The sequence below is a fragment of the Dysgonomonas termitidis genome, from assembly GCF_042654545.1.
GTDB classification, from domain to species: domain Bacteria; phylum Bacteroidota; class Bacteroidia; order Bacteroidales; family Dysgonomonadaceae; genus Dysgonomonas; species Dysgonomonas termitidis.
Window position 1 is genome coordinate 1 of record NZ_JBHSGN010000068.1, and the last position, 12463, is coordinate 12463.

Genomic DNA, 12463 nt, shown 5'->3' on the forward strand with positions numbered 1-12463 from the left:
CCCATAAACTCCCCGCTGCCGAAGAGCCTTTTAGTGGTAAAGCGGGTGCAAAGATATGTAAATAATCAGTATAACTCCAAATATTTTAAGAGGTATTTTTAAACTATTTTCAACCGTTTTTACAATACATTAATAGCCAAGTCATTACTAAAACCTCATTTTAGTTCATTTTTTTGAGAAAAATTTACAATACGGGGTTAATCCACATTCTTCACATTTTGGTTTCCGCGCAATACAGACATATCTGCCATGCAAAATTAACCAATGATGTGCCTTTGATAAATATTTCGCCGGTATATATTTTATCAATTCTTTTTCTGTTTGCTCGGGATTTTTCGAATTTTCGGTTAATCCAATTCTATTTGAAACCCGAAAAACATGTGTATCTACTGGCATCGCCGGCTTATTAAAAGCCACAATAAGCATTACATTTGCTGTTTTACGACCTACTCCGGGTATAGTCTCCAATTCTTCCATAGTATCAGGAACCTTCCCTCCGAAGTCATCTACGAGTTTCTTAGCCATTCCTAACAGATTTTTCGCTTTATTATTGGGGTAAGATACACTTTTTATGTAATGATAAATGGCATCTGTAGTAGAAACCGCCATCACTTCAGGTGTGGGATATGCTTCAAATAATGGCGGTGTTACCATATTGACCCGCTTATCGGTACACTGCGCGGATAGAATAACAGCAATCAATAGATGAAATGGATTGTCATAATGCAATTCTGTGTCTGCTACAGGCATATTTTTGTCAAACCAACTAATAACCCCGGCATAACGTTCTTTTTTTGTCATATTCTCTTTAATTAAAAAAGCCCCTCATAGCTCTGGCTACAAGGGACCTTAAATATAGTGATTAAATTTTTCTTTAAAGAATTTTACCAGAATTTCACCCTGTTATCTTCTACTTTCATCTTATTTTTCAATATAGAGACGGCTTGTGACATCATCTGATAATAATTGGCTTGCTTCAACGACTGTTTTGTCTGTTCGGCATTGAATTCTTTTGTATCTTCAGTTTTGTTTGTCACATTCAATACATATACTCCGGATTTTCCTTTCATAGGAGCTTCCAGTTTATTGACCTGGCCTAATTTCGAATATACGTTCATTAATGGTTCAAAACCAATCCCCGATAGATTGTTAGTCTGGAATGTAACAAAGTTTACTGTATCCACTTTTCCTGATACAGCTTGTGCATAAGCATCCAGAGATGTCAAATTCTTAGCTTTCAGATCCGCAATGATTTTCTCTGCTTTTTTATCATTTATCAGCTCTGATTTTAACGCTGTTGCCACTTCAGATACCGGCATATATTCTCCGGTTATTTCATTTTTCACGATTGCAACGACACGCTTGTCTGACATATCAAATTTCTTCACCGAACCGGCCTTTTCATTGAAAGCCCAGTGTATAACCTGACGGGTTCCTGTAGCTTGCCCCAATGCTATTTCGGATGGCGATATAATTGAATTTTGAATCAGGCTGTAACCTTTAGCCTGAGCGGCTTTATCAAAATTTTCGAGGTTTCCGTTTTCGCTCACGAACTGGTTCAATTCGTTATCTATAGCATTCTGTGTTTTATCACTGATTATAACAGGTAACTGTATTACTGCTAACTTCACTTTTGGTACCGGATTAGTTTTATCGGCTATACGAATCAACTGATCCTGCCCTCCCACTTTCAATTTCAGAATTTCACCTTTTGCAGCGGCAAAACATTCCTTTGCAATTCCTGCACTTGCCAACATCGCTTCGTTAGTCCAACCCAAATCACCTCCGTTAGAATTAGGGAATAATTCGTCAGCTACGGCCCCGAAATCCTTGCCACCTTTAAGAACGCTTTGGATACTATCAACAATATGGGCTGATGTTTTTTCATCAAGACCTTGTGGCAACGGTATTATTTGCAGTTTAATAGAATCGGCGGCATTTGTCCGGTCTATTAATTTATACATCAGATATGTCTGATTCTCGCGAACCGGTCCAAAAATATCACCTACTGATGCAGATTCCACAAATGTTTTGGCATCGGCCGGCAATGATGAAACTGCCATAAAAATATCCTGATATGTAGATGAATATTCACTTAGAACAATAGCAGGATTGTCTGTCATTTTCAATTTTTCATACGCGGCATTCATTTCTTGCTCTATGGCAGCATAGTCTTCATCGCTGGGAACAACATCCTTGATGAAGTATGAAATTTTGCGAAGCTCGGTATCCAGTTTATAGTTATTTTTACGCAAATCGTAAAGTGCTTTTATTTCTTTGTCTGAAACCTGAACGGCAGAATCTGCCAGGGCTGAATATCTCTGAACAACATATGCTATATCTGCTACATTCTTAGAATCGGCATAGGCTGCTTTAGCCTCAGTATCGCTAACTAAAACAGAGCCGGCAACTAAAGATGCATATTTTTCTTCAAGACGTTGATATTTCATCATATTCTGTATGAAAGCCCAGATTTCCCTTCTGGCCATAATCTCAGATCTATGAGGTTCCTGCATAGCTGCCGGATCCTGATTAATATCGGAAAGGAATTGCATCAGATAGGCCTTGTCAAACTGGCCAGTCTGAGGATTTGCGAAAAATGGTATTTGATATAATATAGGAGCTACAACAGGTCCGTAAACCATATCATTCAACTCTTCAGGTGTAACAGCTAATCCTAATCTGCCTGCTTCTTCATCCAATATTATTTCTTTGACCATTTGCTGGTAAGCCATTTCCCGGATTTGAGAGTTAGTAAACTCATCCAATGAGGATTGATTCGACATAATCTTCTGAAAGTTTTCCCATTGAGCGATTTTTTCAGAATATTCTTTTGTTGTAATCACCTTTCCATCCACAACAAATGCTTTGTCTCTCATTTTATTAACAAAGGTTGTAACTTCACCCCACGGAAATACAAATGCTAATAAACCTACCGCGATTATACCGACAAGCAGGCTTGATTTGCTCCTAATTTTCTGTAATGCAGCCATTTAAATAATAATTACTTTTTATATTGTTTATTTTAAATTCTCAAAGATACAGTTTTCAGCGTGCGAAGATAATAAATTGAGATTGAATTTCATTCATATTTGAAAAACTATTCTGCTTTTTCTTCTTTGTTTTCTTCATCTTCATTTACATAAATCAGAGTTTTTTTCCCGGCATTCTCTCCTACTTCCATAAATTCGTAGGCTGTCATTTGCTGGTTAGCCACCATACCATTTCGGGCAACCAATATCCCCTTCTCCGGCCTGGTCACTTCTACCAGTTTGTCCGAATATATTTTCTGTTCCTGCTGATTCCAAAAAAATTCATCTCCGGTGAATGTTTCCCCGACAATGTTCCTTGCAAAAACATTTCCTTTAAGCCGCCAAAGTTTGCGCCTGGTATAGTTCCACACTGTATCTGCCTTAATTGTAAATACGACAGTAAATGCAGTGTCGAACCGTTCCAGATAAAGCCCTTTCGGGAAGAACCAGTAAGGATCTTTTGCTTCATCGAAAACATCCCAGGTCTTGGTTATCATTTTATATTTGATAAGCCCCGAATCGGAAATAAGCACCCGTACGCTGTCTGTATGCATGGATGGAACAAGTTCTTTGTCATATTTGAAATTTACGGCAGAACTGACTTCTTTCTTACAGGATGCAAAAAAGAAAGGTGCAGTAAATATTGAAATTACAGCTACCATCCACAGTCCTTGTTTTTGCATTAACTTCATTAGGCTAATATACTTAAAAAGAATTAGCCTCAATCTGTAATTGAGGCTGTTTATCCTGATTCTGTATTTTTTATTCAACTTTACGGCGGAAGAACCAAAGTTCATTGATATTGACGTTCAGCGATACACCGAAGTATTCTTCACTTATCATATTACTAAGCTTCGGCTTTAGTTTTTTATATTCGAAATTAATATTGATATACGACATCCGCTGGCCGATATTATCCCGGATAGGTAAACCGAAACCTAATGTCGCTCCGTATTCTTTATATCCGTCTACTCTTCCGGATGCATCCATTACATTCAGATATGAGTTAGCATAGTTAACACCTCCTCTGAAGCGTATTTTCTTAAAGAAGCTTCTGTCGTATGGGTCTATCATATATTCAGCTCCAACGCTGTATTTCCACCTGTCATTGAAACGATCGGCATCGCTTAATCCATCATTCATATATGAAGTATATTTCGCCTTGCTCCAACGTTGATAAGTAGCATCGGCTCCAAAAACAAGTTTATTGTTGCTGTTAACTGTAAATCCCAATCCGTATGTTTCCGGAATTCCAGCATCGACCCCATTATAAATTGTAGTATCTCCGTTAATAAGCGTATTGGATGAGGATATTACATAACGCTTATTATCATAATCGGCAGAGGAGTTTATTTTGGGTGAATATACGGCACCTATTGTCAGCATTTTATTCTTAGCTATCGGCATCTCGTATTGGAGACCTATATCGAATTTCGCAGCCTTTACAGATAATTCTGTAATATCCCTGGATGTATATGAATTACTTCCTGTTAATGCAGGTAAACTGCGAGTATGATCTAATGTACCAAAAAGATATGAAATATTGGCACCCAGTGATAATCCTTTTATTGGAGATGAATAACCCAATCCTCCATATATCTGGCTTAAACCTCCGCTTCCGGAAAATGATTTGGTATATGCTACCGAGCCATTTGTTTCTGTTGATCCGAATTTATAGCCTACCGAAGAAAACGGAATGATACCAAAACTGAGTCCGAGACCTTTCTTTAAAGGTACCAGGATCGTTATATATTCCAGTCCTCCGCTGTATTTTTTATCAGAATTTACTCCGTCGCTCAGTTTTCCGCTGTTAAAGTTTATGCCGATATCAAAAAGAAAAGTAAGCGAGTCTACTCTCGAATATGATGCCGGATTCAGCGGATTTGCACTCTGGCTATTGCGAAGCCCGTAACCTATACCTCCCATTGCCTTTGATGGACCCACGGCCTGATCCTTCAGTACTCCGTAGCCATATCTGCTATACGGAGAATCGGTTTGTGCTCTGAGCGAGCCTACAATACAAGCCAAAAAGGCTATTAAAAGAAGATTTTTACTCTTTAGCATTATAATTCAATATACGGTTTTAATCCTGTAAATCTCAATTCTGGATGAAAGTACCTATGCTTTCAGCCATTTCGTATTCTCCTCTATAAACAATTTTTTGAGCAAATTATTATTCAGATAATGTAAAACTTCGAAAGAAAGCTGAATCATCATTGAAAAGCTCTGCTAACACTGGTATTTCTCGTGCGACTTATCTAATTAATAAACAGCCTGTTTAATCACGAATACCTCTTATTTACTACTAAATTCACTTAAAAACAGATGAAATTTGTGCAAAGTAAATTAAAAAAAATCAGTTAACCGACAATTTAAATAAAATGTCATATTTTTTTTGCCTTAAAAAGGTTAATTATCCTTATTTTAGTACCTTTGTATGCGAATTTAAGCAGAATGAGGAACCAGAGCATAAACTATATTAATATATTCATAAGCAAATTGAAACCATTTAAAGATATTATATGGTTTCTGTGCTTATTCCTTATATTTGAATTTATCTGGAAACTCTGCGTACATCAGGGTGAGGACGAAAGAATACTCATTGTGCTGGGAAGAGATTTGACTTCATATACCGAAGGGATGAACCGGTGGACCGCAGATGCCGTTTATTGGCTGGTACATGACTTGTTCGGATATCAGGATTTTAAAATCATCAACGGATACACACTTTATTTTGAGAACTCTATTCCGGTAGATATAATATGGGGTTGTACAGGTTTGAAACAATTGTTTATGTTTACCTTTATCCTTAGTTTTTATTTTGGCCCTGCGAAGAAAAAATTATGGTATATTCCCATGTCGCTGGCCATACTCCTCTTAATAAATATACTCAGATTGGCAATAATACTCATTATCATACGAAATCCGTTTCCTGAATGGTTTATATCTGTAAATGAATGGTACAACAACTGTCAATGGGTGAATACCAAGGAGTGCTACCTGAAATTTTACGAGGACTGGTTTAATGTTTTTCATCGCGATGTGTTTGTCTGGATATATTACGACGGTGTAATTTTTGTCTTATGGCTGATATGGGAAGAGAGAATCCATAAACCTTACCTGAAGCTGACGAGAAAAACTTCTGTAACAAAAAAAGGGCAGGAAATTAAATAAGTATCTAAATTCTCATTATCGGTTAACGCCGGCCTGTAGCCCTGTTTTTATGGTTAGTCCTGAATTTGAAGTTATAAAAGGGCTGCAGAAGATCCATCAAAATCAGTGAAAAGTGGAATTTTCCGGATTGAAAGTATCTGGCAGCCTTATTTATTATTATTGACTGTATCACTAATCTCAATACAAAGAAAAATACCGCAATACCCAATAAGGCCCAGTGAAAAGATGCGGCCGAATATACCAGAAGGGTAATCAGTACCAGATAAAACAGGTAGCGGGTAGCCGTTTCTAAACCAAATAAATTAATAGGCGTTTTATCCTTAAAATGTTTCTTCGTAATTGAATAGGATTTCTTTACTTGCTTCCACAATGAATAGCGGTCATTGGATGACTCTACAAAACTATCCGGGGACAACGCCACAGATGTATTGCTATCAGTAATTATCTGGTTGATAAATACATCTTCGCCGTTCTCCAGATTAAGGAATGCAGCAAAGCCTTTATTATCGAAAAAGAGGTGCCTGCGGAAAGCGAGATTACGGTTTATTCCGGTAAACGGCTTGTTCTTGAGAGCCATGGAAATATACTGCATGGAAAACAAATGATTATCGAAACGCGCTATACGGTTAAAAAACGTCTTTGTCCTACTATAATAGGAATATCCTAAAACAATATCTTTTTCGTCCGATAATTCTTCCACCATTGAAGATATCCATTGATCCGATACAGGCCTGGAATAAGGTTCCGTAAATAGCAGAACTTCTCCTTTAGCGGCTTTGATGCCTATGGTGAGCGCTAATTTACGGCGACCAAATGTGATATCATTTGAATATGGCAGATAGGTTATGTATAAATGAGGATATTTTAGTTGCAAAGATTGCAATAGAGTCTCACTTTCATCTGTAGAGCCGTTATTAACAACGATAACTTCATAATCGGAATAATCTTGTGTCAGGATAGCAGGAAGATTTTCAGCCAGTTCATCGGCAGCATTCTCCGAAGCTATAATAACGGATACTTTGGGCTTCGGACAAACAGGTTTGTGATTATCTTTGTCCCTCTTGCAAACGACAGAATAGGGTTTCCTGTAATAATTGAAATAAAAAAAGATCTGAATAAGGAACAGCAGGAGGTAAAACACTATCCCTGCAATTTCCAGTTCGTTAAACATGAAGTAATGTAAGATTTGCTCAACCATTGCCTGTATTATAAAAAGATATCTTCATAAAAAGACAAGAGCCATATATTCATACGACTCCTGACTTACATTGTTGTACGATTTATATTTTATCCGAGTAATATGGTTTAGGCAATTCGCGGCAGTTATACTGCGAAGCCATTATTTCGCCATACGCACCGGCCGAACGAAGTACCAGCATGTCGCCTCTCTGGGTTTCGTTCAACTCACAATCCTTCGCAAATACGTCGGAAGATTCGCATATAGGGCCTACCACGTCATATTTTTTAACCGGAAGATTGGACGAAATATTCTCAATTTGATGGTATGCCTGATACAGGGCCGGGCGAATAAGGTCCGTCATACCTGCGTCCACTATTACAAATACTTTGTTTTCGCCATGCTTCACGTATGTCGTACGTGTTACGAGTGCGCCGCACTGAGCTACGATGGAACGTCCTAATTCGAAATGGGCGATTTGTCCGTCTCTCAGTTTCAGGCTTTTATTGAACAGGGCAAAGTATCCGGCAAAATCTGAAATAGGGTGAGCATCAGGATTCTCATAGTCTATCCCCAAACCTCCGCCAAGATTGATATGTTCCAGTTTTATTTCTTTACCTTCGAAATATGTTTGTAATTCATTTACGCGTTCGCATAAAGGTTCAAAAGTCTCTGCTTCTTCTATCTGAGAACCTATATGAAAATGTATCCCAATGAGTTTGATCGCTTTCAGGACTTTCAGCCTTTCTATTACCGCATCGAGATGCGCCATAGCAAAACCAAACTTATTTTCATTCAGGCCTGTTGTTATATATTCGTGTGTATGAGCATCCACATTCGGATTGATACGCAAAGCTACCTGAGCCAGCTTGCCTTTCTTGGTTGCAAGTTCATTGATTACTTCCAATTCGGGAAAAGACTCTACATTGAAGCAAAAAATATTAAGGTCGAGAGCCAGATTTATTTCCTTATCGGTCTTACCTACTCCTGCAAAAACAATCTTCGATGCCGGAAAACCTGCATTTACAGCTGCTTTCACCTCATTCCCGCTTACACAGTCGGCACCGAAACCTTCCGAAGCAATGAGTTCAAGAATCCTGCGGTTTGCATTGGCTTTTACTGCATAATGCTGAACAAATCCGTATTTTTTTGTCTCTTCTTTTACAATTTTCAATGTCCTTTTCAACAAATCCATATCGTAATAATAAAAAGGCGTTTCGATACCTTTTAGCTTATCAACAGGAAAATTTCCTTTTGTCATTTGGAATTTAAGAATTAATTAAACAATTTGTCATTCAATATTTGAAGTGTCGTCTCTTTATCTTTATTTTCTATCAGAAAAGAAAAGTTGTATTTGCTGCCGCCATATGAAATCATACGGATAGAGACTCCCTGTACGGCATTTAATATCGTAGAGGCAAAACTGGCATCTTCCGATTCCAGATTTCCAATTACCGAAATAATTACCATATCGGAATCAACAGATACCGTACCATATTTCTTCAATTCATCAAGAATAAGTTGTATATTTTTGTCATCATCTATAGTCAGTGAAACTCCTATTTCGGATGTAGCCAGCATATCAATAGATGTCTGGTAGTTTTCAAATACTTCGGTAACACGACGTAGAAAACCATGCGCAAGCAACATCCTGCCCGATTTTATTTTTATTGCAGTAATATTCTCCTTAGCGGCCACTGCCTTTATGGCCCGAGCTTCCGTTTCGTTGGAGATAAGCGTTCCTGAGGCTTCGGGATGTTCCGTATTTTTAAGGCATACGGGTATATCTGCTAATTTGGCCGGAAGTATGCTCGACGGGTGAAGTATTTTTATACCAAAATACGCCAGCTCGGCTGCTTCATCAAAATTCATGTGACGGATAGGCGTAGTCCCTTTTACATAACGGGGGTCATTGTTTTGCATCGCATGCACATCAGCCCAAATCTGGATTTCATCGGCACCAACGGCGGCACCAATAAGCGATGCCGTGTAGTCGCTTCCTCCTTTACGCAAATCGTCGATCTCGCCATATGCATTGCGGCAAATATATCCTTGTGTGATAAACATATCCGCTCCTTTGGCCGCATCAAGTAAAGCTGTGAGCTTCTCCTTTATATATACAGGGTCAGGTGCTGAATTCTTATCGGTACGCATAAATTCAAGGGCAGGCACCAAAACTGCATTTATCTTCTTTTCGGTAAGATACAAATGAAACAATTCCGAACTGAGTAATTCGCTTTGAGCCATTACCACCCGTTCTTCAAAAAGAGTAAACAAGTCTTTGGTGAAGGTACGGATATAATTAAACTTTGCCGCGATTATTTCTTCCGCTTTCAATCTGAAACATTCTTCGCTAAAAAGGCGGGAAACAAAATCGTAGTATTGCTTCTCTAACCTGTTTATTATTTCAACGGCTCCTTCCTGGTTCTTCTTATATAAATAGTCCGAGACTTCCATTAATGCCTCCGCTGTTCCCCGCATCGATGACAACACAATGATATTATTGCCGCTTTGGGCAACAATATTTGCTACATTTTTCATCTTGTCTGCTGTAGCAATAGACGCACTACCAAATTTCAGGACTTTCATCTTCTACATTTTAATTTAAACTATTAATTGCATTACGACTATACAATCAAGGTGCAAAAATATAAATTTTTTGTGGCAAAAATTTCAGAATAAACTATATATTTGAAATTTGTTTAACTTTTTATCATATAAAACACAAAATCATTCGTTTATGTTTAGAAATTTCCTCCATCTGTCCGTTCTTTTGTTTTTCATTGCCTGTACTTCCGAAAAAACTGCTACCATAGCCAGTTATGACATAGTACCCATGGTGCAGGAAATAAAAACAACAGGTGGTAAACCATTCATATTAAGTAAAACTACAAAGATATCATTTCCTGCTTCAAATAGCAAGTTAGCCCGGTCAGCCGCACTATTATCCGAATACATAGCACAAATAACAGGTTTTAGACCTGAAATAACAGACAAACAGGATATTAAGAATACCATAAGGCTTACCACCGACTATTCGAGCGATAATCCGGAGGCATATATCATAAATATAAATTCCTCGCATATTACAATAAACGGATCTACTGAGGCTGGGGCTTTTTATGGAATCCAAACTATCCGGAAATCAATTCCGGCAGATGCAGATACCGAAATAGAATTTCCAGGCGTCGAAATTACAGATTATCCCGATTACGCTCACAGGGGAGCTTCTTTGGATGTATCACGACATTTTTTCCCTGTTGATTTTGTAAAAAAATATATTGATATACTGGCCATGTTCAATATCAATGTCTTTCACTGGCATCTGACCGATGATCAGGGATGGCGTATAGAGATAAAGAAATATCCGAAACTCACCGAAATCGGCTCCCGACGCGAACAGACAATCACAGGACGTCATACAGGTGAATTCGACAATAAACCGGTAAGCGGATTCTATACACAAGAAGAGATAAAAGACATCGTAAAATACGCCGAAGAGCGTTTTATAACCATCATTCCGGAAATAGATATTCCGGGGCATACATTAGCTGCCCTGGCTTCATACCCTTATTTGGGTTGTACGGGAGGACCCTATCAGGTAGGAACCGAATGGGGTATCTATGAAGACGTGCTTTGCGCAGGCAATGATGAAGTGTTTACATTTCTCGATGATGTGATGACTGAGGTGCTTCCCCTGTTTCCGGCCCAATATATCCATATAGGGGGTGATGAGTGCCTTAAAAACAGATGGATGGCGTGCCCTAAATGCCAGGCAAGAATGAGACATTTGGGGCTGAAAGAATCACCGGAACATTCTCCCGGAGAACAATTACAGAGCTATTTCATAGCCAGAGTCGAAAAAATGATAAACACTAAAGGCAAAAAAATTATCGGCTGGGACGAAATACTGGAGGGTGGCATCGCTCCTAATGCGGCTATAATGTCGTGGCGTGGTACTGAAGGTGGTGTCTATGCTGCGAACAAAGGTCACAATGTAATTATGACTCCTGAACAATATGTATATCTGGATTATTATCAATCTCCCGATGTGGATGACGAACCTTTCACATTCGGCTGGCTGACAGAGCTGAAAAAAACATATTCATTTAATCCAATGCCTGCCGGCTTAGAAGAGGGCAGGCAGAAATATATCCTGGGAGCACAAGTTAATATATGGACAGAATATATGCCTTCGGGACAAAATGTTGAATATATGTTGCTTCCCCGTATATGCGCTCTCGCAGAAACTGTATGGACAAATCCGGAGAGGAAAGATTATGACGATTTTGTTTCACGTTTATATCGGCTATCCGGACACTTCGACAAACTGGGATATGAAAATTGTAAACAGGCTTACGGAATACAGGATTCTATAGTCGTGGATACAATTAAGAATGAGATAAACCTTTATATGTCGACATTTGACAACAGCCCTATTTATTATACACTGGGCAATAAAGAGCCGACAGCCGAATCTGTACCTTACATATATGGCAGCCCGATAACCATAAAAGGCAATACTATATTCAAGGCTGTTGCATATCGGAAAAATGTAAGAGGCAAGGTTTATTCGAAAGACTTCATTTTTCATAAGGCTTGTGCCAAACCCATAACATTAAAATATGATCCGGATAAACGCTATATTTTCAGTGGCGCGACAACACTGGTTAATGGACAATTAGGTTCGAATGCCAGTTACCGTACAGGCATGTGGCTGGGTTTTGCCGGCACCGATTTTGAAGCAGACATAGATATGAAAGAGCAGACCGACATTTCATCTTTGGATTTGAATTCATATGTAAATACCAGAGGGGGATTATTTGCACCGAAAAGCCTTGCTTTATTAGTATCTGCAGATGGTAATACATATAAGGAAGTATTTAAGGAGACATACGAAGAACGTACAGAGCATATAAGCCCTGTGGTGATTACTTTATCGGCTAATCTGGACGAAACAGTGAAAGCCCGGTACGTAAAAGTAATTGCCGAATCAATAAAGGAATTGCCCGACTGGCACGAAAAGAAAGGGGACAAGGCTTACCTGATGATAGATGAAGTAAGAGTTTATTAAACTCAT

The 12463-nt window shown here is 38.5% G+C and carries 9 protein-coding genes; 2 read left to right on the forward strand and 7 right to left on the reverse strand.

Translation table 11 applies throughout. The features are described from left to right. Positions 1-165: 165 nt before the first annotated feature. The 4 genes from nth to ACFO6W_RS10685 all read right to left on the reverse strand — a co-directional run bounded on the left by nth (position 166) and on the right by ACFO6W_RS10685 (position 5096). Positions 166-801 (reverse strand): endonuclease III, encoded by a 636-nt coding sequence (gene nth / locus ACFO6W_RS10670; RefSeq protein WP_379996183.1) that lies wholly within the window; start codon positions 799-801, stop codon positions 166-168. An 83-nt stretch (positions 802-884) separates the two neighbouring features. Next, a complete protein-coding gene (locus ACFO6W_RS10675; RefSeq protein ID WP_379996186.1) occupies positions 885-2993 on the reverse strand; it encodes a SurA N-terminal domain-containing protein in 2109 nt (702 codons plus the stop codon). A gap of 107 nt (positions 2994-3100) precedes the next feature. Next, a complete protein-coding gene (locus tag ACFO6W_RS10680; RefSeq protein WP_379996188.1) occupies positions 3101-3724 on the reverse strand; it encodes an LPS export ABC transporter periplasmic protein LptC in 624 nt (207 codons plus the stop codon). Between the two features lie 70 nt (positions 3725-3794). Beyond that, the gene (locus tag ACFO6W_RS10685; RefSeq protein ID WP_379996190.1) at positions 3795-5096 is read right to left on the reverse strand and encodes an OmpP1/FadL family transporter; all 1302 of its coding nucleotides are present in this window, start codon (positions 5094-5096) and stop codon (positions 3795-3797) included. A gap of 435 nt (positions 5097-5531) precedes the next feature. Here ACFO6W_RS10685 and ACFO6W_RS10690 point away from each other — a divergent pair, with 435 nt between their 5' ends. Further along, positions 5532-6206, forward strand: coding sequence for an archaeosortase/exosortase family protein (locus ACFO6W_RS10690; RefSeq protein ID WP_379996192.1), 675 nt, complete (start codon positions 5532-5534; stop codon positions 6204-6206). 22 nt (positions 6207-6228) lie between these two features. Here ACFO6W_RS10690 and ACFO6W_RS10695 read toward each other — a convergent pair whose 3' ends face one another. From ACFO6W_RS10695 to ACFO6W_RS10705, 3 genes are all read right to left on the reverse strand, one after another. Continuing rightward, positions 6229-7404 (reverse strand): glycosyltransferase, encoded by a 1176-nt coding sequence (locus ACFO6W_RS10695; RefSeq protein ID WP_379996194.1) that lies wholly within the window; start codon positions 7402-7404, stop codon positions 6229-6231. An 82-nt stretch (positions 7405-7486) separates the two neighbouring features. After that, complete coding sequence (lysA, locus tag ACFO6W_RS10700) at positions 7487-8644, reverse strand: diaminopimelate decarboxylase (RefSeq protein ID WP_379996196.1); 1158 nt, start codon at positions 8642-8644, stop codon at positions 7487-7489. Between the two features lie 14 nt (positions 8645-8658). Continuing rightward, entirely contained in the window at positions 8659-9972 is a 1314-nt protein-coding gene (locus tag ACFO6W_RS10705) for an aspartate kinase (protein ID WP_379996198.1), read from the reverse strand. A 151-nt stretch (positions 9973-10123) separates the two neighbouring features. Here ACFO6W_RS10705 and ACFO6W_RS10710 point away from each other — a divergent pair, with 151 nt between their 5' ends. After that, positions 10124-12457, forward strand: coding sequence for a glycoside hydrolase family 20 protein (locus ACFO6W_RS10710; protein WP_379996200.1), 2334 nt, complete (start codon positions 10124-10126; stop codon positions 12455-12457). The last annotated feature ends 6 nt before the right edge of the window (positions 12458-12463 follow it).

Excerpts from the sequence above, each read along its gene's own strand:
- nth (WP_379996183.1), bottom strand. The coding sequence starts at position 801 with ATGACAAAAAAAGAACGTTATGCCGGGGTTATTAGTTGGTTTGACAAA.
- ACFO6W_RS10675 (WP_379996186.1), bottom strand. The coding sequence starts at position 2,993 with ATGGCTGCATTACAGAAAATTAGGAGCAAATCAAGCCTGCTTGTCGGT.
- ACFO6W_RS10680 (WP_379996188.1), bottom strand. The coding sequence starts at position 3,724 with ATGAAGTTAATGCAAAAACAAGGACTGTGGATGGTAGCTGTAATTTCA.
- ACFO6W_RS10685 (WP_379996190.1), bottom strand. The coding sequence starts at position 5,096 with ATGCTAAAGAGTAAAAATCTTCTTTTAATAGCCTTTTTGGCTTGTATT.
- ACFO6W_RS10695 (WP_379996194.1), bottom strand. The coding sequence starts at position 7,404 with ATGGTTGAGCAAATCTTACATTACTTCATGTTTAACGAACTGGAAATT.
- lysA (WP_379996196.1), bottom strand. The coding sequence starts at position 8,644 with ATGACAAAAGGAAATTTTCCTGTTGATAAGCTAAAAGGTATCGAAACG.
- ACFO6W_RS10705 (WP_379996198.1), bottom strand. The coding sequence starts at position 9,972 with ATGAAAGTCCTGAAATTTGGTAGTGCGTCTATTGCTACAGCAGACAAG.
- ACFO6W_RS10710 (WP_379996200.1), top strand. The coding sequence starts at position 10,124 with ATGTTTAGAAATTTCCTCCATCTGTCCGTTCTTTTGTTTTTCATTGCC.